This is a genomic window from Streptomyces sp. NPDC002730 (assembly GCF_042888805.1).
GTDB lineage: Bacteria > Actinomycetota > Actinomycetes > Streptomycetales > Streptomycetaceae > Streptomyces.
In genome coordinates this window covers 225,960-247,626 of sequence record NZ_JBIAQG010000001.1, presented here as the reverse complement: position 1 = coordinate 247,626, position 21,667 = coordinate 225,960, and the positions used below count along the sequence as shown (strand labels likewise).

28 protein-coding genes are annotated in these 21,667 nt (G+C 67.3%); 3 read left to right on the top strand and 25 right to left on the bottom strand.

Features of this window, described 5'->3' with window-relative positions; all coding sequences use genetic code 11:
• Positions 1-16: 16 nt before the first annotated feature.
• Entirely contained in the window at positions 17-1,984 is a 1,968-nt protein-coding gene (locus tag ACFYXH_RS01300) for an Ig-like domain repeat protein (protein WP_389559571.1), read from the bottom strand.
• A 234-nt stretch (positions 1,985-2,218) separates the two neighbouring features.
• Between ACFYXH_RS01300 and coaA the strand changes: the two genes are divergently transcribed.
• Complete coding sequence (gene coaA / locus ACFYXH_RS01295; protein WP_389559569.1) at positions 2,219-3,214, top strand: type I pantothenate kinase; 996 nt, start codon at positions 2,219-2,221, stop codon at positions 3,212-3,214.
• 21 nt (positions 3,215-3,235) lie between these two features.
• Positions 3,236-4,183, top strand: coding sequence for a DUF389 domain-containing protein (locus ACFYXH_RS01290; RefSeq protein ID WP_389559567.1), 948 nt, complete (start codon positions 3,236-3,238; stop codon positions 4,181-4,183).
• 90 nt (positions 4,184-4,273) lie between these two features.
• On the opposite strand, the gene glmM is transcribed toward ACFYXH_RS01290, so the two are convergent.
• From glmM to ACFYXH_RS01270, 4 genes are all read right to left on the bottom strand, one after another.
• Positions 4,274-5,632, bottom strand: coding sequence for a phosphoglucosamine mutase (gene glmM / locus ACFYXH_RS01285; protein WP_389559565.1), 1,359 nt, complete (start codon positions 5,630-5,632; stop codon positions 4,274-4,276).
• 145 nt (positions 5,633-5,777) lie between these two features.
• On the bottom strand, positions 5,778-6,305 hold the full coding sequence (gene rpsI, locus ACFYXH_RS01280) for a 30S ribosomal protein S9 (RefSeq protein ID WP_327325497.1): 528 nt from the start codon (positions 6,303-6,305) through the stop codon (positions 5,778-5,780).
• Between the two features lie 44 nt (positions 6,306-6,349).
• Complete coding sequence (gene rplM / locus ACFYXH_RS01275; protein WP_005313471.1) at positions 6,350-6,793, bottom strand: 50S ribosomal protein L13; 444 nt, start codon at positions 6,791-6,793, stop codon at positions 6,350-6,352.
• Positions 6,794-7,165: 372 nt separating this feature from the next.
• A complete protein-coding gene (locus ACFYXH_RS01270) occupies positions 7,166-8,788 on the bottom strand; it encodes an ABC-F family ATP-binding cassette domain-containing protein (protein WP_389559564.1) in 1,623 nt (540 codons plus the stop codon).
• A 55-nt stretch (positions 8,789-8,843) separates the two neighbouring features.
• On the opposite strand from ACFYXH_RS01270, the gene ACFYXH_RS01265 reads away from it, so the two are divergent.
• Positions 8,844-9,839 carry a hypothetical protein gene (locus tag ACFYXH_RS01265; RefSeq protein WP_389559562.1) on the top strand — a complete coding sequence of 332 codons (996 nt, stop codon included), beginning with the start codon at positions 8,844-8,846 and terminating at the stop codon, positions 9,837-9,839.
• Here ACFYXH_RS01265 and truA read toward each other — a convergent pair.
• From truA to rplN, 20 genes are all read right to left on the bottom strand, one after another.
• The gene (truA, locus tag ACFYXH_RS01260; RefSeq protein WP_389559560.1) at positions 9,807-10,685 is read right to left on the bottom strand and encodes a tRNA pseudouridine(38-40) synthase TruA; all 879 of its coding nucleotides are present in this window, start codon (positions 10,683-10,685) and stop codon (positions 9,807-9,809) included. The two genes, ACFYXH_RS01265 and truA, sit on opposite strands and share 33 nt — an antisense overlap.
• A gap of 74 nt (positions 10,686-10,759) precedes the next feature.
• Positions 10,760-11,242 (bottom strand): 50S ribosomal protein L17, encoded by a 483-nt coding sequence (rplQ, locus tag ACFYXH_RS01255; protein ID WP_327325493.1) that lies wholly within the window; start codon positions 11,240-11,242, stop codon positions 10,760-10,762.
• A 185-nt stretch (positions 11,243-11,427) separates the two neighbouring features.
• Positions 11,428-12,450, bottom strand: a complete 1,023-nt coding sequence (locus ACFYXH_RS01250; RefSeq protein WP_003956430.1) for a DNA-directed RNA polymerase subunit alpha — start codon at positions 12,448-12,450, stop codon at positions 11,428-11,430.
• A gap of 131 nt (positions 12,451-12,581) precedes the next feature.
• Positions 12,582-12,986 carry a 30S ribosomal protein S11 gene (gene rpsK, locus ACFYXH_RS01245; protein ID WP_003956432.1) on the bottom strand — a complete coding sequence of 135 codons (405 nt, stop codon included), beginning with the start codon at positions 12,984-12,986 and terminating at the stop codon, positions 12,582-12,584.
• Positions 12,987-13,089: 103 nt separating this feature from the next.
• Positions 13,090-13,470: a 30S ribosomal protein S13 gene (rpsM, locus tag ACFYXH_RS01240; RefSeq protein WP_307661669.1), complete on the bottom strand. Its 381-nt coding sequence runs from the start codon at positions 13,468-13,470 to the stop codon at positions 13,090-13,092.
• 189 nt (positions 13,471-13,659) lie between these two features.
• On the bottom strand, positions 13,660-13,773 hold the full coding sequence (gene rpmJ / locus ACFYXH_RS01235; RefSeq protein ID WP_003956441.1) for a 50S ribosomal protein L36: 114 nt from the start codon (positions 13,771-13,773) through the stop codon (positions 13,660-13,662).
• 60 nt (positions 13,774-13,833) lie between these two features.
• The gene (gene infA / locus ACFYXH_RS01230) at positions 13,834-14,055 is read right to left on the bottom strand and encodes a translation initiation factor IF-1 (RefSeq protein ID WP_003956442.1); all 222 of its coding nucleotides are present in this window, start codon (positions 14,053-14,055) and stop codon (positions 13,834-13,836) included.
• Positions 14,056-14,195: 140 nt separating this feature from the next.
• Positions 14,196-15,038, bottom strand: a complete 843-nt coding sequence (map, locus tag ACFYXH_RS01225) for a type I methionyl aminopeptidase (protein WP_327325492.1) — start codon at positions 15,036-15,038, stop codon at positions 14,196-14,198.
• 99 nt (positions 15,039-15,137) lie between these two features.
• On the bottom strand, positions 15,138-15,803 hold the full coding sequence (locus ACFYXH_RS01220) for an adenylate kinase (protein ID WP_362678339.1): 666 nt from the start codon (positions 15,801-15,803) through the stop codon (positions 15,138-15,140).
• On the bottom strand, positions 15,803-17,122 hold the full coding sequence (gene secY, locus ACFYXH_RS01215; RefSeq protein ID WP_389559557.1) for a preprotein translocase subunit SecY: 1,320 nt from the start codon (positions 17,120-17,122) through the stop codon (positions 15,803-15,805). The genes ACFYXH_RS01220 and secY overlap by 1 nt, the downstream gene beginning before the upstream one ends.
• 250 nt (positions 17,123-17,372) lie before the next feature.
• Positions 17,373-17,828, bottom strand: a complete 456-nt coding sequence (gene rplO / locus ACFYXH_RS01210) for a 50S ribosomal protein L15 (RefSeq protein WP_114037182.1) — start codon at positions 17,826-17,828, stop codon at positions 17,373-17,375.
• A gap of 1 nt (position 17,829) precedes the next feature.
• Complete coding sequence (gene rpmD, locus ACFYXH_RS01205) at positions 17,830-18,012, bottom strand: 50S ribosomal protein L30 (RefSeq protein ID WP_005313525.1); 183 nt, start codon at positions 18,010-18,012, stop codon at positions 17,830-17,832.
• Positions 18,012-18,614 carry a 30S ribosomal protein S5 gene (gene rpsE, locus ACFYXH_RS01200; protein WP_385309881.1) on the bottom strand — a complete coding sequence of 201 codons (603 nt, stop codon included), beginning with the start codon at positions 18,612-18,614 and terminating at the stop codon, positions 18,012-18,014. Before rpsE ends, rpmD begins: the two co-directional genes overlap by 1 nt.
• 46 nt (positions 18,615-18,660) lie before the next feature.
• Positions 18,661-19,044 carry a 50S ribosomal protein L18 gene (gene rplR, locus ACFYXH_RS01195; RefSeq protein WP_389559555.1) on the bottom strand — a complete coding sequence of 128 codons (384 nt, stop codon included), beginning with the start codon at positions 19,042-19,044 and terminating at the stop codon, positions 18,661-18,663.
• Positions 19,045-19,047: 3 nt separating this feature from the next.
• Positions 19,048-19,587 (bottom strand): 50S ribosomal protein L6, encoded by a 540-nt coding sequence (gene rplF / locus ACFYXH_RS01190; RefSeq protein ID WP_108151519.1) that lies wholly within the window; start codon positions 19,585-19,587, stop codon positions 19,048-19,050.
• A gap of 21 nt (positions 19,588-19,608) precedes the next feature.
• Entirely contained in the window at positions 19,609-20,007 is a 399-nt protein-coding gene (gene rpsH / locus ACFYXH_RS01185) for a 30S ribosomal protein S8 (protein ID WP_003966947.1), read from the bottom strand.
• Between the two features lie 210 nt (positions 20,008-20,217).
• Positions 20,218-20,403 carry a type Z 30S ribosomal protein S14 gene (locus tag ACFYXH_RS01180; protein WP_003956452.1) on the bottom strand — a complete coding sequence of 62 codons (186 nt, stop codon included), beginning with the start codon at positions 20,401-20,403 and terminating at the stop codon, positions 20,218-20,220.
• A 2-nt stretch (positions 20,404-20,405) separates the two neighbouring features.
• The gene (gene rplE / locus ACFYXH_RS01175) at positions 20,406-20,963 is read right to left on the bottom strand and encodes a 50S ribosomal protein L5 (protein WP_385309884.1); all 558 of its coding nucleotides are present in this window, start codon (positions 20,961-20,963) and stop codon (positions 20,406-20,408) included.
• A complete protein-coding gene (rplX, locus tag ACFYXH_RS01170; protein ID WP_327325487.1) occupies positions 20,963-21,286 on the bottom strand; it encodes a 50S ribosomal protein L24 in 324 nt (107 codons plus the stop codon). The genes rplE and rplX overlap by 1 nt, the downstream gene beginning before the upstream one ends.
• A gap of 2 nt (positions 21,287-21,288) precedes the next feature.
• On the bottom strand, positions 21,289-21,657 hold the full coding sequence (gene rplN, locus ACFYXH_RS01165) for a 50S ribosomal protein L14 (protein ID WP_023539336.1): 369 nt from the start codon (positions 21,655-21,657) through the stop codon (positions 21,289-21,291).
• Between the last annotated feature and the right edge of the window lie 10 nt (positions 21,658-21,667).

The following is a 21,667-nucleotide window of genomic DNA, read 5'->3' as shown; positions in this document are numbered from 1 at the left end:
GTGGGCGTTACCGGGTCTAGTTGGAGAAGTAGATGTACTTCCAGGCCCCGTGGGTCGTGTAGTTCGCGCTGTCGCCGGAGGAGCCGTCGATGTACGACGAGCGCATCCGGGCGCGGATGCCGGACTCGCCCGGTGCCTCGAGGCTGACGGCGGACTTCCCGTTGGTGCCCAGGGCGAAGTACTGGGAGCCCGCGTCCTGCCACTTGCCCTGGTAGTACACCTGGAGCTGGAACAGCTGCTTGCGACCCTTGTAGTAGCTCATCGTCGTGGTGAAGACCGGTGCGGTCTTCTTGTGGAAGTAGTAGTAGGTCGTGGAGCCGATCCTGCCGGTCTTGTAGTGCTTGGAGACGGAGGTGGAGACGTTCACCCTGGCGTACGCGGTCGACTTCACTGTCTTCGGCGCGTAGCGGGCGTCGCCCGCGAAGACGGCGGTGACGGTCGTGTCGCGGGTCATGTCCACGGCGACCGACAGGTTGCCGCTGGAGTTGACCGTGCCCTTCTTGATGAGCCTCTTCGGTGTGTCGCCGTAGGGGTCGGACCAGATCTCGACGACACGGTTCTTGTACGTGGTGCCGAGGCGGGCGGTGAAGGACACGTCCGCGCCGTACGCGTAGACGCCGCCGTTGCGGTTCAGGGTGAGGGAGCTCACGGCCCGGGTGATGTCCACCGAGGCGGACGAGGCCGCCGCGGCGTGCGTCGCGTCACCCGCGTACGAGACCTTGTAGGTGGCCTTGCCGCCGGCGGGCGGCGTGTCCGTGAAGGAGAAGCTGCCGTCGGACTTCGTTGTGACGGAGGGCAGCGCCTTGCCGTTCGGCGACTCGATGTCCGTACGGGTCACCTTGAGGGATTCGCCCGCCGGGGGTGCCGACTTCGACGTCAGCTTCCCGGTGACGGTGAGCTTCGTGCCCCGGGTGCCCTTGGCGGGAGCCGACACCTTCAGGGTGGGGAGCTCCTTGGTGGGGTCGGTCAGTGCGCGCAGGCTGAACGTGCCGTAGCTGTTCTCCGACACCGCGAACACCCGGCTGCGGTCCGGCGCCCAGGCCAGCGCGCCGTCGACCAGGGTGTCACCGCCGCTGCTGTTGCCGGTGTTGGGGAACTCGTACTCCCGCGTCGGCGCAGGGTCGCCCGGCCTGTGGATGTGGACGTCGGGGTCGTACCAGGAGGAACTTCCGCCCGCGACGGTGCCGTCGGGCGCGACGGCCACGGCATTCGGGTAGGCGTCGATCGGGTACCTGCCGACCTGCTTGAGGTCGGAGGTGGAGTACGCGGGGAGCCCGTACCCGGCGCCGCTGCCGTCCCAGGACGTGAGCACCTGCTGCCCGTCGGGCGTCAGATCCAGCTGCCTCACGGCGGTGTCCATGCTGCCGGAGACACGCAGCGCGGCCCCGTCGGCCGAGACGTCGTACACGGCGAGCGTGCCGCCCCACCCCGCCACCAGGACGCCCGGCGCCGCCGGGTCGGCGCCGAGGAGCGGCGCGGTTCCGAAGCCGACGCCCCCGTTCTGCGCGAGCTTGACGACGGGCTCGGCGCCGGAGATGTCGAGCGATCCGAGGCCCCCGCCGTAGCCGAACCACAGACGGCCGTCCACGGCCTCCAGAGTGGTCGGGGCATCGGCGCCGTTCAGCTTGTAGCTCGCCGTCTGCGTGTAAGTCTGCGTCTCCACCGAGACGATCCGGTCGTCGCCCTTGACGGCCGCGTACACCTGGCCGGAGTCGGCGGACAGGGCGAGGCCGCTCACACCGGGCAGCCCGGTGACCGTCGCCTTGACGCTGCCCTCGTAGTCCGTGACCACGATCTTTCCGCCGCTCGGGTCGGAGACGTAGACCCGCTGGTGGATGCCGTCCACAACGAGGTCGCCGACCGACTTCACCGACAGGATTTTGCTGGAGTCCGCCGCGGCCGACCCCGCCGAAGCCGCGACCAGCGCGGCCGAGCTGAAGAGGACCGCGAGCGCCGTCGCGGTCGAGATGCTGCGCGTACGCACAGTGATGTGTACCCCCACGAAAGAAACCCGGTGACTGACCGGGTGACAAGAGAAGGCCGCACGACACCCCCGTGCGCCGCCCCTAGGCGCGGTGCGCGGCCAATGCACGCAGGGTATGTCATGGCACTGACACTTGCGGACCGGTTTCCGCCGCGATGTCTTTGAACCCACGCCCCCGATCCACGTGACCGACTCCACCCCCCACTGATCCTCCCGAGCCACGACAATGTTCAGGTGATCTCTTCGCCGCCACGAAGCGCCCACCGCCGGGCCGAACCAGCGTCGACGCCCTACGTCGACCTCACCCGCGCGGAGTGGAGCGCCCTGCGCGACAGAACCCCGCTCCCCCTCACCGCCGAGGAGGTCGAAAGGCTGCGCGGACTGGGCGATGTCATCGACCTGGACGAGGTACGGGACGTCTACCTCCCGCTGTCCCGTCTGCTCAATCTGTACGTACAGGCCACGGCCGGTCTCCGCGGCGCGCTCAACACCTTCCTCGGTGACGCCGGCAACGGCCACGGCGAGCAGCGCGGCACGCCCTTCGTCATAGGAGTCGCGGGCTCCGTCGCGGTCGGCAAGTCCACCGTCGCCCGTGTCCTCCAGGCGATGCTGGCCCGCTGGCCGGAGCATCCGCGGGTAGAGCTGGTCACCACCGACGGCTTCCTCTACCCCATGGAGGAGCTCAAGCGGCGCGGCCTGATGTCGCGGAAGGGTTTCCCCGAGTCGTATGACCGCCGGGCCCTGACCCGTTTCGTCGCCGACATCAAGGCCGGCAAGGAAGAGGTCACCGCGCCGGTCTACTCCCACCTGATCTACGACATCGTGCCGGACGAGCGCCTCACCGTCCGCCGCCCCGACATCCTGATCGTCGAGGGCCTCAACGTCCTCCAGCCGGCCCTGCCCGGCCAGGACGGCCGCACCCGGGTCGGCCTCGCCGACTACTTCGACTTCAGCGTGTACGTCGACGCGCGCCCCGAGGACATCGAGACCTGGTACCTCAACCGCTTCCGCAAGCTGCGCGAGACGGCGTTCCAGAACCCCTTCTCGTACTTCAGGAAGTACACCCAGGTCTCCGAGGACGAGGCCCTGGACTACGCCCGTACGATGTGGCGCACCATCAACAAGCCCAATCTGCTGGAGAACGTGGCACCGACGCGCGGCCGCGCCACGCTGGTGCTGCGCAAGGGCCCCGACCACAAGGTCCAGCGCCTGTCCCTCCGCAAACTCTGAGGACTCCGAGGAGCCCAGCGCGTGCTGCATCTGCGCCTGATCACCCCCGCCGACCGGACCGCCGAAGTCGTCCGGCTCATCGAGCGGACGGTCGGCACGACGCACCTCGCGGTCGTCCCCGGCGCCGCCCGCAATCCCCAGGGGGACCTGGTGCTGTGCGACGTGGCCCGGGAGGCGGGCGACGAACTGATCGACGGACTGCGGGTGCTCGGCATCGACGAGTCCGGCTCGATCGCCGTCGAGAACATCGACCTGTCACTGTCCAGGCGGGCCGACAAGGCCGAGGAAGAGGCTCCGGGCGAGGGTGCGGACGCGGTGCTCTGGGAGCACCTGACGGACGCGACGCACGAGGAGTCGACGCTCAGCTTCACGTACATCACGTTCCTGGCGCTGGCGACGATGATCGCGGCGTGCGGTGTGGTGCTGGACAACGCGATCCTGATCGTGGGCGCGATGGCGGTGGGCCCGGAGTTCGGCCCGCTGGCCGGCTTCTGCACGGCACTGGTCCAGCGCGCCCCGCGGCTGGCGTGGCGCTCCCTCCTGGCACTGATCGCGGGCTTCGCCGTGGCGATGCTGGTGACGGTGGCCTTCAGCTACTTCATGGACTGGGTGAACCTCTTCGAGGCGGCGAAGCTGCAGGCGGAACGACCCAACACGAACTTCATCTACCGCCCGGACTGGTTCTCGTTCGTCGTCGCGGTGCTGGCGGGCGCGGCGGGCATGCTGTCGCTGACGTCGGCGAAGTCGGGCGCGCTGGTGGGCGTGGCGATCTCGGTCACGACGGTCCCGGCGGCGGCGAACGCGGCGGTGGCGTTCAGCTACCAGGATTACCGGCAGGCGTGGGGCTCCGCGGAGCAGCTGCTGCTGAATCTGCTGGGCATCGTGCTGGCGGGGACGTTGACGCTGCTGCTCCAGAAGTACCTGTGGGCGAGGCAGCGGCAGCGGGCGGCGGCAAAGTCCCTGCTGTAGAAACGCGATACGCCGCGCGGCCCCTGGGGACCGAGCGGCGTATCGACGATTTCTGAGGTCGGCGACTTATCGGGCCGACGACTTCTGAGGTCAGCCCAGCGCGGACTTGACGACGTCGGCGAGGCGGCCGGCCACCGACCGGGCCTGCTCGATGTCGGCGGCCTCGACCATCACCCGTACCAGCGGCTCCGTGCCCGACGGGCGCAGCAGTACGCGACCGGTGGCACCCAGCTCGTGCTCCGCCTCGGCGACGGCGGTCGCCAGCTCCGCGGAGGTCTTCACCCGCGACTTGTCGACGTCCGGCACATTGATGAGCACCTGCGGCAGTCGCTGCATGACCGAGGCCAGTTCGGCCAGCGAACGGCCCGTCGCGACGACGCGGGCCGCCAGCATCAGGCCCGTGAGCGTGCCGTCGCCGGTCGTCGCGTGGTCGAGCACGATCACGTGACCGGACTGCTCGCCGCCCAGCGCGTACCCCTCGGCCTTCATCGACTCCAGGACGTACCGGTCGCCGACCGCGGTCTGCACCAGCTGCACACCCTCGCGCTCCATCGCCAGCTTGAAGCCGAGGTTGGACATGACGGTGGCGACGACGGTGTCCCCGCGCAGCGTTCCGGCCTCTCGCATGGCGAGCGCCAGCACAGCGAGGATCTGGTCGCCGTCGATCTCCTGGCCGTCGCCGTCCACGGCGAGGCAGCGGTCCGCGTCACCGTCGTGCGCGATGCCGAAGGCCGCGCCGTGCTCGACGACGGCCGCCTTCAGGAGCCCCAGGTGCGTGGATCCGCACCCGTCGTTGATGTTGAGCCCGTCCGGCTCGGCGCCGATCGTGATGACCTCGGCCCCGGCCCGCGCGAACGCCTCGGGCGAGACACGGGAGGCCGCGCCGTGCGCCTCGTCGAGGACGACCTTCAGCCCGTCGAGCCGGTTCGGCAGTACGGCGATCAGATGCGCGACGTACTTGTCGAAGCCCTCGTCGTAGTCGGTCACCCGGCCGACACCGGCGCCGGTCGGCCGCTCCCACGGCTCGCCGGTCCGGTGCTGCTCGTACACGGTCTCGATACGGTCCTCGAGCTCGTCGGCCAGCTTGTGCCCGCCGCGGGCGAAGAACTTGATGCCGTTGTCCGGCATGGCGTTGTGGCTCGCGGAGAGCATCACACCGAGGTCGGCACCCAGCACACCGGTGAGGTACGCCACGGCAGGGGTCGGCAGCACACCGACGCGCAGGACGTCCACGCCCGCGCTCGCGAGACCCGCCACGACGGCGGCCTCCAGGAACTCGCCCGAAGCACGGGGGTCACGCCCGACCACCGCTGTCGGCCGATGGCCTGCGAATGTGCCCGCCTCGGCAAGCACATGCGCCGCAGCGACCGACAGGCCGAGCGCGAGCTCAGCCGTCAGATCCGCGTTGGCGACACCGCGCACACCGTCCGTGCCGAAGAGTCGTCCCACAGCTGTCCTCCGAAATGCTCCGAAAATGCAAGCCTCTGAGCGCCATAGCCCGTTATACGCCCGAGGTGGTCCATGAACGAACGCCGCCCCGGCAGCACTGAGTGCCGCCGGGGCGAACGAAAAGCCGTACAGGCCAGCGAGCGATTTAGCGCTTGCTGTACTGCGGGGCCTTGCGGGCCTTCTTGAGACCGGCCTTCTTGCGCTCGACCGCACGGTCGTCGCGGCTCAGGAAGCCGGCCTTCTTCAGCGGGGCGCGGTTGTTGTCCACGTCCGCCTCGTTCAGGGCGCGGGCCACACCGAGGCGCAGGGCGCCGGCCTGACCGGAGACGCCGCCACCCGAGATACGGGCGATGACGTCGTAGCGGTTGTCGAGCTCGAGCACCTTGAAGGGCTCGTTGACTTCCTGCTGGTGCACCTTGTTGGGGAAGTAGTCCTCAAGGGTGCGACCGTTGATCTTCCACTTGCCGGTGCCCGGAACGATCCGGACGCGGGCAATGGCGTTCTTGCGACGGCCCAGGCCGGCAGCCGGCTGGGGGTCGCCGAAGCGGGACGCCAGCGACTCGCTGGTGTACTCGCCCTCGACGGGAACCTCCGACTCGAAGGTGGTCACCTCGGCGAAGGTCTCTTCAGCCTCGGTGCCCTCGACGGGGGTCTCTGCAGTGGTCTCGGCCACGATTCTCCTCAGATCTTTCTGTACGTCTTAGGGGGTGGCCGGAACTACTGCGCGACCTGGGTGATCTCGAACGGGACCGGCTGCTGAGCAGCGTGCGGGTGCTGGTCGCCCGCGTAGATCTTCAGCTTCGAGAGCATCTGACGACCCAGGGTGTTCTTGGGGATCATGCCCTTGATGGCCTTCTCCACAGCCTTCTCCGGGCTCTTGGCAAGCAGCTCGTCGTAGCGGACGGAGCGCAGACCACCCGGGTACCCGGAGTGGCGGTACGCCATCTTCTGGGTCTTCTTGTTGCCGGAGAGGTGAACCTTCTCGGCGTTGATGATGATGACGAAGTCGCCCATGTCCATGTGGGGGGCGTAAGTCGGCTTGTGCTTGCCCCGGAGGAGGTTCGCTGCCGTAGTCGCCAGACGGCCCAGGACAATGTCCTGCGCGTCGATGATGTGCCACTGGCGCGTGACATCGCCGGGCTTGGGGCTGTACGTACGCACGGTCGTAGCCTTCGCTTCTTCAGTGAGTGGGTCCTGACAGGGCCACCCGGACGATCACGACAGCCATGGCGGCACCTCGGGGACGCAACCCGTGTGCCTGCCGCTGGTCATCGGCCCGGCGGACCGGCGTAAGGGCCTCTCACGTGAGAATGAACAAGCCAATACGCATAACGAACCAGAAGAATACCCGCGGTCCCCCGCCCGGGTCAAAATGGCCCTACGGCCGGGGCCGCAGCCCCCATGCTACGCCCGGGTAGGTGCGCATGACCCGCTGTACGCCCGGTCGGCGCGACACGCCCGGACCGCGCCCCAGCCCGGCCGCGCCCAGGCCCCACCGCGCCCCAGCCCCACCGCACCCCCGACCTCACCACCTCACCGCACCCGCTCCACCCTCCGCTCGTCCCATACCGGCTCCGCCGTCTCACGCACCACCCCGTCCGACCCGAACACCAGATACCGGTCGAACGACTTCGCGAACCACCTGTCGTGCGTGACGGCCAGCACCGTCCCCTCGTACGCCTCCAGCCCCTCCTGCAGCGCCTCCGCCGACTCCAGGTCCAGGTTGTCCGTGGGCTCGTCCAGCAGCAGCGCCGTCGTGCCGGCCAGCTCCAGCAGCAGGATCTGGAAGCGCGCCTGCTGTCCGCCCGACAGCTTTTCGAAGGGCTGGTCCCCCTGCCGCTCCAGCTCGTACCGCCGCAGGACCGACATCGCCCCGCCCCGGTCCTTCGCATGCTCGGTCCACAGAATGTCGACCAGCGTCCGCCCCAGCAGCTCCGGATGCGCATGCGTCTGCGCGAAGTGCCCGGGCACCACTCGCGCGCCCAGCTTCCACGCACCCGTGTGCGCCACCGACGCGTCCCCCGCCAGCAGCCGCAGGAAGTGCGACTTGCCCGAGCCGTTCGAGCCGAGCACCGCCACCCGCTCCCCGTAGAAGACCTCCAGGTCGAACGGCTTCATCAGCCCGGAAAGCTCGAGCCCGGCACAGGTCAGCGCCCGCACCCCGGTCCGCCCGCCCCGCAGCCGCATCCGGATCTCCTGCTCGCGCGGCGGCTCCGGCGGCGGTCCCGCGTCCTCGAACTTCTTGAAGCGGGTCTGCATCGCCCGGTAGCGCGACGCCATGTCGGGGCTGATCGCCGCCTGGTTCCGCAGCCGCAGCACCAGTGCCTTCAGCCGCGCATGCTCCTCGTCCCAGCGCCGCTTCAGCTCCTCGAAGCGTGCGAACCGCTCCTTGCGGGCCTCGTGGTACGTGCCGAAGCCGCCACCGTGCACCCACACGTCCGACCCCGCCGGACTCGGCTCCACACTCACGATCCGCTCCGCCGCCCGGGACAGCAGCTCCCGGTCGTGCGAGACGAAGAGGACCGTCTTACGGGTCTCCTTCAGCCGCTCCTCCAGCCACCGCTTCCCGGGGACGTCCAGATAGTTGTCCGGCTCGTCGAGCAGCAGCACCTCGTCTGGCCCCCGCAGCAGCGCCTCGAGCACCAGCCGCTTCTGCTCGCCCCCGCTCAGCGTCTTCAGCTCGCGAAACTGAGCCTTCTCGTACGGGACCCCCAGCGCCGCCATCGTGCACATGTCCCAGACGGTCTCGGCCTCGTACCCCCGCGCCTCCGCCCAGTCGCTCAACGCCTGCGCGTACTTCATCTGCGCGGCCTCGTCGTCGACCGTCATGATCAGATACTCCGCGGCATCCACCTCGGATGCCGCTTCCCTGATCCGCGGCTGGGCCACCGACACCAGCAGATCCCGTACGGTCCGCTCGTCCCGCACCGATCCGACGAACTGCGGCATCACTCCGAGCCCGCCGCTGACCGACACCGTCCCGCCGTGCGGCTGCAGCTCCCCCGCCATCAGCCGCAGCAGTGTCGTCTTGCCGGCGCCATTGGCACCCACGAGGGCCACCACCGCGCCCTCCCCCACCCGGAACGAGGCGTCGCCGAGGAGCACCCGTCCGTCCGGTAGGTAGTACTCCAGATGCGCGGCCTCAAGATGTCCCATGCTCCGATTCTCGCCGCCGCCACCGCCCTGGCCCAACAGGTTTAGGATGCGCGGCATGAGCTTTGGGCAGGGGGGACCTCAGTGGAGCCCCGGTGGACAGAACCAGTTCCCGTCCGGGAGACAGGGCCAGGACCCGTACGGGGAACAGAACCAGGACCCGTACGGCGGGCAGCGCCAGGACCCGTACAACCCCCTTCCGGCGCCACCGGATCCGTTCGGCCTGCGGGCAAGCGCGGCGGACACACCGGACTGGGCCGCGCTCGCCAACGCCTCCGCCGCACGCACCCGCCGCAGGCGGTGGCTGCTGATCGGCGGTGGCGCGCTCGCGACCGCCGCGATCGCCGGCATCGTGGCGACCGCGATCGTCTCGTCCAACAGTGACGACAACACCGGGGCCGCGGACAAGAACGCGAGCGAACTGCCCGCGCCTGCCGACCTGCCCAACGACACCACCCAGCCCGAGCCGTCCTTCTCCTCGGTGGCCCCGCTGCCCCCGCCCAACCCGAAGGACTTCATCTCCGACAAGAAGAAGGACACCGCGCCGCTCAGCGCAGACACCCTCTTCCCGGGCAAGAAGCTGACGATGGGCGACCGCGCCTACACCAAGGGCGCCACGGCCCGCACCGGCAACTGCGGCTCCGTCACCACCGGCGCTCTCGGCGGGATCCTCGAGAACAACGCCTGCGAGCAGGTCTTCCGCGCCACGTACAGCGCCAACGGCATCGCGGTCACCGTCGGCGTGGCCACCTTCGAGAACGAGGCGAAGGCCAAGAAGGCCGTACAGCAGGCCCAGGGCAGCATCGCACCGCTGCCCGGCTCCGGCGTCCCCGCGTTCTGCAAGGGCGGCCCGGTCTGCCGGTCCACATACAACTCCTACGGCCGGTACGCCTACTTCACCACCACCGGCTACACCAAGGCCAAGTCCGTCACCAAGGGCGACGCCAAGGCCTTCCAGATCGGTGACGACCTGGCGGAGTTCACCTTCCGTCAGATCGTCCGCCGCGGTGAGGCCCAGGCCTCAGCAGCAGCCACCGCTCCCGCCGGACAGTGAACCGGGCAGGGTCCGCTTGTTGCGGGCCTCCCGGTTCCGGGCGGCCAGCAACTCGTCGGCGGGGTAGCCGACTTCCTCGAGCGTGAGGCCGTGCGGCCGTACGACATGGACTGCCGAGTCCCGTACGCCCGCGGCCAGCACCTTCGCGGGCCACTCCACCGGCCGGTGCCCGTCACCCACGAACAGCAGCGCACCGACCAGCGAACGCACCATGTTGTGGCAGAAGGCGTCCGCCCGCACGGTCGCGGTGATGATCCCGGCCGCGTCCCGCTCCCACCGCAGCGTCTGCAGCGTACGAATGGTCGTGGCGCCCTCGCGCTTCTTGCAGTACGCCGCGAAGTCGTGCTCCCCGACCAGCCCGGCCGCCGCGGCGTTCATGGCCGCCACGTCCAACGGCCAGTCGTGCCACAGCACATGACTGCGCAACAGCGGATCCACGCCTCCGGGGTTGTCGGTCACCCGGTACGCGTACCGCCGCCAGATCGCCGAGAAGCGCGCGTTGAACCCGGCAGGCGCCTCGGCCACACTCCAGATCCGCACATCCCGCGAGAGCCGCCCGGCCAGCCGCTTCAGCAGCTTCTCCCGGTGCTCGTCCCACACGTCCTGCGGAAGATCGACGTGCGCGACCTGCCCCCGCGCGTGCACGCCCGCGTCCGTGCGGCCCGCGACGGTCAGTTCGTACGTCGTCGAGGACCGCGTCACCGTACGCAGCGCGTCCTCGATCTCCCCCTGGACCGTCCGCAGGCCACGGCCACTGGGCTGCTTGGCCCAGCCGGAGAAGTCCTTGCCGTCGTACGACAGATCCAGCCTCACCCGTACGTATCCGGGCTCCACCTCATCGCTCACGCGCTGATCCTCTCAATGCGGAACGGGCCCGCACCCCCGAAGGGATACGGGCCCGTCCGTCAGCCTCAGAACGCTCAGGCGTCCTTGGACTCATCCGCCGGAGCGGCGTCCTCGACGACCTCGTCCTTCTTGAGGGCGTCTTCCTTGACCGCGCGCTTGGCAGCGGCCTCGGCCTCGGCAACGGTCGCCTTCTTCGCGATCTCACCCTCGACCAGCTCGATCACAGCCATCGGGGCGTTGTCGCCACGACGGCCGCCGATCTTGGTGATACGGGTGTAGCCACCCGGGCGCTCGGCGTACCGCGGAGCGATCTCGGTGAAGAGCGTGTGCACGATGCCCTTGTCCGTGATCGTCTGCAGGACCAGGCGACGGTTGTGGATGTCGCCCTTCTTCGCCTTGGTGATCAGGCGCTCGGCGACCGGACGCAGGCGGCGGGCCTTGGCCTCGGTCGTCGTGATGCGGCCGTGCTCGAAGAGCGACTTCGCGAGGTTCGCAAGAAGCAGCTTCTCGTGCGCAGCGCTGCCGCCCAGACGGGCACCCTTGGCGGGCTTCGGCATGGTGTTTCTCCTTGTGTGCTGCACCGGCCGTATCAGGTACCGGTGTCAGTTCCCGCCAGGCGGCCGCCCAGCGGAAGTCGGAATCACGCGCGAACGGCACCTTCCGGCCCGTCCGGCGTGTGAGGACAAGTCCTCAGCCCGGCGCGGGCACCCGGAAAATCCCGGGCACCCCCGCCGGAGGTAGATCAGTACTGCTCGGTCTCCACGAAGCCCGCGTCCGCGTCGTCGTCGGCGCCAAAGGCGTCGGCGGCAGCGGTCGGGTCGAATCCGGGCGGGCTGTCCTTGAGCGCCAGGCCCATGCCGGCCAGCTTCGCCTTGACCTCGTCGATCGACTTCGCACCGAAGTTGCGGATGTCGAGCAGGTCCGCCTCGGAACGCGCCACGAGCTCACCCACGGAGTGGATGCCCTCGCGCTTGAGGCAGTTGTACGAGCGAACGGTGAGCTCGAGCTCCTCGATCGGCAGCGCCAGATCGGCGGCGAGCGCGGCGTCCGTCGGGGACGGACCCATGTCGATGCCCTCGGCGTCGATGTTGAGCTCGCGCGCCAGACCGAACAGCTCGACCAGGGTCTTACCGGCCGAAGCCATGGCGTCACGCGGACGCATGGCCTGCTTGGTCTCGACGTCGACGATCAGCTTGTCGAAGTCGGTGCGCTGCTCGACACGGGTCGCCTCGACCTTGTACGTGACCTTGAGCACCGGCGAGTAGATGGAGTCGACCGGAATACGGCCGATCTCCTGGCCCACCTGCTTGTTCTGCACGGCGGAGACATAGCCGCGACCGCGCTCGACGGTCAGCTCCATCTCCAGCTTGCCCTTGCCGTTCAGCGTGGCGAGCACCAGGTCGGGGTTGTGCACCTCGACACCGGCCGGCGGGGCGATGTCAGCAGCGGTGACCAGGCCGGGACCCTGCTTGCGCAGGTACATCACGACCGGCTCGTCGTGCTCCGAGGAGACGACCAGCTGCTTGATGTTCAGGATGAGGTCGGTGACGTCCTCCTTGACGCCCGGCACGGTGGTGAACTCGTGCAGGACACCGTCGATCCGGATGCTGGTGACAGCAGCGCCGGGGATCGAGGAGAGGAGCGTACGGCGAAGGGAGTTACCGAGCGTGTAGCCGAAGCCCGGCTCCAGCGGCTCGATGACGAACCGGGAGCGGTACTCGTCGACGACCTCTTCGGTCAGCGACGGACGCTGAGCGATAAGCATGGGAAATGCCTCCAGTCTTGGCACCCACTATTTGATGCCAACAGAAACAAGGGTACGGGCGGTACGGCACTTAAGCGCCGTACCGCCCGCAAACCATCCCTATCCCCCCGGTGAAGGGGGCAGGGACAGGGTCAGACGCGGCGGCGCTTCGGGGGGCGGCAGCCGTTGTGCGGGGTGGGGGTGACGTCCTGGATCGAACCGACCTCGAGGCCCGTGGCCTGGAGGGAGCGGATCGCGGTCTCGCGGCCGGAGCCGGGACCCTTGACGAAGACGTCAACCTTGCGCATGCCGTGCTCCTGCGCGCGGCGGGCGGCCGACTCGGCGGCCATCTGCGCGGCGAAGGGGGTGGACTTGCGCGAGCCCTTGAAGCCGACGTGGCCGGCGGAGGCCCAGGAGATCACGTTGCCCGAGGGGTCGGTGATCGAAACGATGGTGTTGTTGAACGTGCTCTTGATGTGGGCGTGCCCGTGAGCGACGTTCTTCTTTTCCTTGCGGCGCACCTTCTTGGCAGCGCCCTGACGACCCTTGGGGGGCATCTATAACTCCTACGGGAGGTGGTCGGTCCTACAGCGAAGACCGCTTGATTTGCGGGGGTCCGGGGGTCGCCCCCTGGAAGACCGCAGTGCGTCCGGCTGAGGACTACTTCTTGCCCGGCTTCTTCTTGCCGGCGATCGCGCGACGCGGGCCCTTGCGGGTACGAGCGTTCGTGCTGGTGCGCTGACCGTGGACCGGCAGGCCACGGCGGTGCCGCAGACCCTGGTAGCAGCCGATCTCGATCTTGCGGCGAATGTCGGCCTGGACCTCGCGACGGAGGTCACCCTCGGTCTTGAGGTTGGCGTCCACGTACTCGCGGAGCTTGACCAGGTCCTCTTCGGGCAGGTCACGAACGCGGGTGTTGGGGTCGACACCGGTGGCCGCAAGGGCTTCCTTGGACCGGGTACGCCCGATACCGAAGACGTAGGTGAGGGCGATCTCAACGCGCTTTTCGCGCGGGAGGTCAACGCCGGAAAGGCGTGCCATTCATGGCTCCTGTTGATTTCGGAGGTCTTCCGCAGAGCCGTTCCGTGGCCGCCGACCCGAAAAAGGAGGGTGGTACGGACCAGGTCCCCGGCCTCCGCCGGAGGTGTCGCCAGCCCTAGGGCCAGGCGGGCTCTGCGTATGTACGTTTTACGTGCGTCGCGCGAAGAACTGCGAGGTGCAGGTCGTGCTTCAGCCCTGGCGCTGCTTGTGGCGCAGGTTGTCGCAGATGACCATGACCCGGCCGTGACGGCGGATCACCTTGCACTTGTCGCAGATCTTCTTGACGCTCGGCTTGACCTTCATGGGGTGAGGTTCTCCGGGTCAGTGCCACCCACCCACGCCGAAGCGGGGTGCGGGCAAGATCTACTTGTATCGGTAGACGATCCGGCCACGCGTCAGGTCGTACGGAGACAGCTCCACGACAACCCGGTCGTCCGGGAGGATACGGATGTAGTGCATCCGCATCTTGCCGGAGATGTGCGCGAGGACCTTGTGACCGTTCTGGAGTTCCACCTTGAACATGGCGTTCGGGAGGGACTCGATCACGGTGCCCTCAATTTCGATGGCACCTTGCTTCTTGGCCACGCTTCGCCTTTCGAATCGGCTACCTTGATCGACTCGCGCTACCGTATGCAGACACACGGATACACGAGAGCCGACGCATCAGTCTACGACAGGCCACTCGAAAAGACGAATCCGGCAAGCTTGCCCACCCACGGAGATCCTTAAGCCGAGGCAAGAGGGTCGGGTGCGGCCGTGATTCCCAGCTCCGCCAGCTTCGCCCGGCCGCAATCCGGCGCCGTCAGCACCAGCGGGCCCTCCTCGGTCAGCGCGATCGAGTGCTCCCAGTGCGAGGACCAGGTGCCGTCCGTCGTGATGACGGTCCAGTCGTCCTGCAGGACCTCGGTGTGCGGGGTGCCGAGCGAGACCATCGGCTCGATCGCCAGGCAGAAGCCGGGGACCAGCTTCGGGCCGCGGCCGCGCTTCTTCGAGACGTAGTTCAGCAGATGCGGATCCATGTGCATCTCGGTGCCGATGCCGTGGCCGCCGTACTCCTCGATGATCCCGTACTTGCCGGTCGCGGGACGCGGCTGACGGCGGATGTACGTCTCGATGGCGCGGGAGACGTCGATCAGCCGGTTGCCGTTCTTCATCGCGGCGATGCCGGCCCACATCGACTCCTCGGTGACCCGGGAGAGCTCGATCAGCTCCGGCGCATGGCCGGTGCCGACGAAGGCGGTGTACGCGGCGTCACCGTGCCAGCCGTCGATGATCGCGCCGGCGTCGATGGAGATGATGTCGCCGTCCTTGAGGACGGTCTTCTCGTCCGGGATGCCGTGGACGACAACCTCGTTGACCGAGGTGCAGATCGTCGCGGGGAACCCGCCATACCCCAGAAAGTTCGACTTCGCACCGTGGTCGGCGATCACCTTGCGGGCGACCTCGTCCAGATCCTTGGTGGTGGCGCCCGGCACCGCTGCCTCACGGGTGGCCGCGTGGATGGCGGCGACGACCAGCCCCGCCTCACGCATCTTCGCGATCTGCTCGGGGGTCTTGATCTGCACCATTGCGGCAGGCGCCTTTCTGGGTCGACTCGGTAAAAGGGCTATTCAACAATACGGCCGCGGCGCCCTGAGGACACCGCGGCCGTACTTGTGGGGACTTGCTCAGGCCTGCGCGGCCCGGTCCACCTGCAGTGCTTCCATCGCCAGGGCCGTCACATCGGTGACCTTGCCGAGCGCGGAGATGGTGACCACCAGGCCCTGGGCCCTGTAGTAGTCGATGATCGGCTCGGTCTGCGTGTGGTAGACCTCGAGCCGCGTGCGCACGGTCTCCTCGGAGTCGTCGTCGCGCTGGTACAGCTCGCCGCCGCACTCGTCGCAGACACCCTCGGCCTTCGGCGGGGAGTACGACACGTGGTAGACGTGCGCGCTGTTGTTGCGGCAGACACGACGGCCGGCGATCCGCTTCACGACCTCGTCCTCGGGGACCTCCAGGTCGAGAACGGCGTCCAGCTTCAGGCCCGCGCTCTTGAGGAAGTCGTCGAGCGCCTCGGCCTGCCCGACATTGCGCGGGAAGCCGTCGAGCAGGAAGCCGTTCTCGGCGTCCGGCTGCTGCAGGCGGTCCTTGGCCATCCCGATGGTGACCTCGTCGGGTACCAGCTTGCCGGCGTCCATGTACGCCTTGGCCTGCTTCCCGAGCTCCGTGCCCTGACTGATGTTGGCGCGGAAGAGGTCGCCCGTGGAGATGTGCGGGATCGACAGGTTCTTGGCAAGGAACGCAGCCTGCGTTCCCTTGCCGGCACCGGGCGGTCCGACGAGGACGATTCGCATCAGCGGAGGAACCCTTCGTAATTACGCTGCTGGAGCTGGCTCTCGATCTGCTTCACGGTCTCCAGACCCACACCCACGATGATGAGGATGCTCGTCCCGCCGAACGGGAAGTTCTGGTTCGCGCCTCCGAAGCCTGCCAACGCCATCGTCGGGACAAGAGCAATCAGACCCAGGTACAGCGAGCCCGGCCAAGTGATTCGGTTGAGCACGTAGCTCAGATACTCGGCAGTAGGACGACCAGCCCGGATGCCCGGGATGAAGCCACCATACTTCTTCATGTTGTCCGCGACTTCCTCGGGGTTGAACGAAATCGCCACATAGAAGAAGGCGAAGAACACGATCAACAGGAAGTACGTGGCGATGTAGTACGGGTGGTCACCCTTCACGAAGTGCTGTTCGATCCATGTCTTCCAGCCCGAGGTGCCACTGCTGAACTGTGCGACCAGCGCCGGGATGTAGAGCAGCGACGACGCGAAGATGACGGGAATCACACCCGCCTGGTTGACCTTGAGCGGGATGTATGTGGACGTACCGCCGTACGACCGCCGCCCGATCATGCGCTTCGCGTACTGCACCGGGATACGGCGCTGAGCCTGCTCGACGAAGACGACCAGGGCGACCATCACGAAGCCGATCAGGATGACCGTGCCGAACTCGATCCAGCCCTTGGCGAGCTTGCCGGTCTGCTTGATGGCCCACAGGGCGCCCGGGAAGCCGGCGGCGATCGAGATGAACATCAGGATCGACATTCCGTTGCCGATGCCGCGGTCGGTGATGAGCTCACCGAGCCACATGACGGCCGCGGTGCCCGCGGTCATGGTCACCACCATGACGATGGTGGTGAAGATCGAGCGGTTGGGAACGATCTGGTCGGCCACCTGGCAGCCGCCGAAGAGTGCACCACTGCGGGCGGTGGCCACCAGGCCGGTGCCCTGCAGTACGGCGAGCGCCACCGTGAGGTATCGCGTGTACTGCGTGATCTTCGCCGTGCCGGCCGAACCCTCCTTCTTGAGGGCCTCGAGCCGCGGAATGACCACGGTCAGCAGTTGCAGAATGATGCTCGCCGTGATGTACGGCATGATGCCGAGCGCGAAGATGGTGATCTGCAGCAGCGCCCCGCCACTGAACATGTTCACCAGGCCGAACAGGCTGTTGTTGCCCTTCTGGGCCGCATCCACACAGATCTGTACGTTCTGGTAATTCACGCCCGGGACCGGGATATGTGACCCGAGCCGGTACAGCACGATGATGGCGAGTGTGAAGAGCAGCTTCTTGCGCAGGTCGGGCGTCTTGAACGCCCGGGCGAACGCGGTGAGCACGGTGCCTCCTGCGACCCCCGCGCTACTGCGTCAGAGGTGACGGTATTGAGGATCGACGGATACGTATCAGCAAACCCGCACGATCTTAATCGGACAGACCGAGCGGCTCGGGGGCAGAACCCCCTTTGTTTACAGCAACAGTGCACGCCACCTTACCGGCGACAGTGCCCCCCTAGGAACGACCAACCGGGGATGCCCCTTTTGGGAGGCATCCCCGGTCGGTTTTCAGCTTTCAGCCACTGAACTCGTCTCAGACGAGCTCGGTGACGGTGCCGCCGGCAGCGGCAATCTTCTCCTTGGCGGAGCCGGAGACGGCGTCAACCGTCACCTGCAGCGCCACGGAGATCTCGCCCTGGCCCAGGACCTTGACGAGGCTGTTCTTGCGCACCGCGCCCTTGGCGACCAGATCGGCCACCGTGACCTCTCCACCCTCGGGGTAGAGAGCGCCGAGCTTGTCCAGGTTCACAACCTGGTACTCGGTGCGGAACGGGTTCTTGAAGCCCTTGAGCTTCGGGAGACGCATGTGGAGGGGCATCTGCCCACCCTCGAAGCGCTCCGGAACCTGGTAACGGGCCTTGGTGCCCTTGGTACCACGACCTGCGGTCTTACCCTTGGACGCCTCACCACGACCCACACGGGTCTTGGCGGTCTTGGCGCCCGGGGCAGGACGGAGGTTGTGGACCTTCAGCGGGTTCTGCTCCGCCATGTCAGTCGACCTCCTCAACCGTCACGAGGTGGCGGACGGTGTGCACCATGCCGCGGAACTCGGGACGATCCTCCTTGACAACCACGTCGTTCAGGCGCTTGAGCCCGAGCGAACGCAGGGTGTCGCGGTGGTTCTGCTTGCTGCCGATGTACGACTTCGTCTGCGTGATCTTGAGGCGAGCCATTACGCACCCGCTCCCGCACGTGCACGAAGCAGAGCCGCGGGGGCGACGTCCTCGAGGGGCAGACCACGGCGAGCCGCGATCTCCTCGGGACGCTGCAGGCCCTTGAGGGCCGCCACGGTCGCGTGCACGATGTTGATCGCATTGGACGAGCCGAGCGACTTCGACAGGATGTCGTGAACGCCGGCGCACTCGAGCACGGCGCGCACCGGGCCACCGGCGATAACGCCGGTACCGGGGGAAGCCGGCTTGAGCAGGACGACGCCCGCAGCCTTCTCGCCCGTGATCGGGTGAGGGATCGTGCCCTGGATACGCGGGACCTTGAAGAAGTTCTTCTTGGCCTCTTCCACGCCCTTGGCGATGGCCGCGGGAACTTCCTTGGCCTTGCCGTATCCGACACCTACGGTGCCGTCACCGTCGCCCACCACGACCAGCGCGGTGAAGCTGAAGCGGCGACCACCCTTGACAACCTTGGCGACGCGGTTGATCGCGACAACGCGCTCAACGTACGCGGTCTTCTCGGCGGCAGGGCCACCGTCGCGACCCTTCCGGTCCCGCCGCTCGCCGCCACCGGCACCGCTTCCGCGGCGCTGGGGTCCAGCCATTGGATTTACCTCTCTCTGTTACGTCCGTTAGTCCCGGAACCGGGGCTTAGAACTTCAGCCCGGCTTCGCGGGCGGCGTCAGCCAGAGCGGCAATGCGCCCGGCGTACCTGTTGCCACCGCGGTCGAACACGACGGCCTCGACACCGGCAGCCTTCGCACGCTCGGCGACAAGCGCGCCGACCTGCTGGGCCTGGGCGCTCTTGTCGCCCTCGCCACCACGGATCGAGGTGTCCAGGGTCGACGCCGACGCGAGCGTGCGGCCCGCGATGTCGTCGATGACCTGCGCAACGATGTTGCGGTTGGAGCGCGTCACGACCAGGCGCGGACGCTCCGGCGTACCGGAGACATGCTTGCGGACGCGGATGTGGCGGCGCTTGATGGCAGCGCGCTTGTACGCGTCGCCCTTGGCAATCTTTACACCGTATGCCATGGCTTACTTACCCGCCTTTCCGACCTTGCGGCGGATGACCTCGCCCGCGTACTTGACGCCCTTGGCCTTGTACGGGTCGGGCTTACGCAGCTTGCGGATGTTCGCGGCGACCTCGCCGACCTTCTGCTTGTCGATGCCCTCGACCGAGAACTTGGTCGGCGACTCGACCTTGAAGGAGATGCCCTCGGGCGCCTCCACCAGGATCGAGTGGCTGTAGCCGAGCTGGAACTCCAGGTTGGAGCCCTTCGCGGCGACGCGGTAACCGACACCGCTGATCTCGAGCGCCTTGACGTAACCCTGGGTCACGCCGGTGATCATGTTCGCCACCAGCGTGCGGGACAGGCCGTGCAGGGCCTTGTTCTGACGCTCGTCGTTCGGACGGGTGACGTTGAGAACGCCCTCCTCGCCCTTAACGATCTCGATCGGCGCGGCAACGGTGTGGGAGAGGGAACCCTTGGGGCCCTTCACGGCGACCGTACGGCCATCGATGGTGACGTCCACACCGGCGGGAACCTGGATGGGGAGCTTGCCGATTCGCGACATTAGCTTTTCCTCCGTTCCCTACTACCAGACGTAGGCGAGGACTTCCCCACCTACGCCCTTCTTGCCTGCCTGCTGGCCGGTCAGGAGACCGTGGGACGTGGAGATGATCGCCACGCCCAGGCCGCCAAGAACCTTCGGCAGGTTGGTGGACTTCGCGTACACGCGCAGACCCGGCTTGGAGATGCGCTTGATGCCGGCGATCGAACGCTCGCGGTTCGGGCCGAACTTCAGCTCCAGGACGAGGTTCTTGCCGACCTCGGCGTCCTCGACCTTCCAGCCGGTGATGAAGCCCTCCTGCTGGAGGATCTCCGCGATGTGCGACTTGATCTTGCTGTGCGGCATCACGACGGAGTCGTGGTACGCCGAGTTCGCGTTACGCAGACGCGTGAGCATGTCTGCGATGGGATCAGTCATGGTCATGAATTGGCCTTCGGCCTCTCTCGCCGGGGTTTCCTGTATGCGCCATCCCTCTCCCCACTCATAGGCGGGACGGGTGCGGTGCGGGGACCTACGGCGTAGTAAGTCGGTCAGGGCGGCAGGCGCCCAACCCCACAAGCCTACGGCATGTGAGGGAGGGCTCCCGCCGACCAGATACTTACCGAGAGCCTCCAGTAATTCCCAAGTAGGGAATTACCAGGAGCTCTTGGTCACGCCCGGCAGCTCGCCACGGTGAGCCATCTCACGAAGGCACACGCGGCACAGGCCGAACTTGCGGTAGACGGAGTGGGGCCGGCCGCAGCGCTGGCAGCGGGTGTACGCGCGCACACCGAACTTCGGCTTGCGGGCGGCCTTAGCGATCAGAGCCTTCTTCGCCACGGTCAGTTCTCCTTGAACGGGAAGCCGAGGTGACGAAGCAGGGCACGACCCTCGTCGTCGTTGGTCGCCGTGGTGACCACGGTGATGTCCATGCCCCGGACCCGGTCGATCTTGTCCTGGTCGATCTCGTGGAACATGACCTGCTCCGTGAGACCGAAGGTGTAGTTGCCACGGCCGTCGAACTGCTTCGGCGACAGACCACGGAAGTCACGGATACGCGGCAGCGCGAGCGACAGCGTACGGTCCAGGAACTCCCACATGCGGTCACCACGGAGGGTGACGTGGCAGCCGATCGGCTGACCCTCACGCAGCTTGAACTGCGCGATGGACTTCCGGGCCTTGGTCACGGCCGGCTTCTGGCCAGTGATCGTGGTGAGGTCGCGGATGGCGCCATCGATCAGCTTGGAGTCGCGGGCGGCGTCGCCCACACCCATGTTGACCACGATCTTGACGAGACCGGGGATCTGCATGACGTTCTCGTACGAGAACTCCTCACGCAGCTTGCCCGCGATCTCCTCGCGGTACTTCGTCTTGAGACGCGGAGTGGTGGTGGTAGCCATCAGATGTCCTCACCCGTCCGCTTGGCAACGCGGATCTTGTTGCCCTCGTCGTCGAAGCGGTAACCGACGCGCGTGACGACCTTGTTGCCGTCCTTCTCCACGACGAGCTGAACGTTGCTCACGTGAATCGGGGCCTCGGTCGTCACAATGCCACCGGTCTGCGAACCGCGAGCGGTCTGACCGGCCTTGGTGTGCTTCTTGACCCGGTTGACACCCTCGACGAGGACACGGTTCTCAGTGGGGTAGGCCACGATGACCTTGCCCTGCTTGCCCTTGTCCTTACCGGTGATGACCTGAACCAGGTCGCCCTTCTTGATCTTCATGCTTACAGCACCTCCGGCGCGAGCGAGATGATCTTCATGAACTTCTTCTCGCGCAGCTCACGGCCCACCGGGCCGAAGATACGGGTGCCGCGAGGGTCGCCGTCGTTCTTCAGAATGACGGCGGCGTTCTCGTCGAAGCGGATGTACGAGCCGTCCTGACGGCGACGCTCCTTGACGGTGCGAACGATGACGGCCTTGATGACGTCACCCTTCTTCACGTTGCCACCGGGGATCGCGTCCTTGACGGTGGCGACGATGACGTCACCGATGCCCGCGTAGCGGCGACCGGAACCACCGAGAACACGGATGCAAAGGATTTCCTTGGCACCAGTGTTGTCGGCGACACGCAGTCGCGACTCCTGCTGGATCACGTCTATCTCC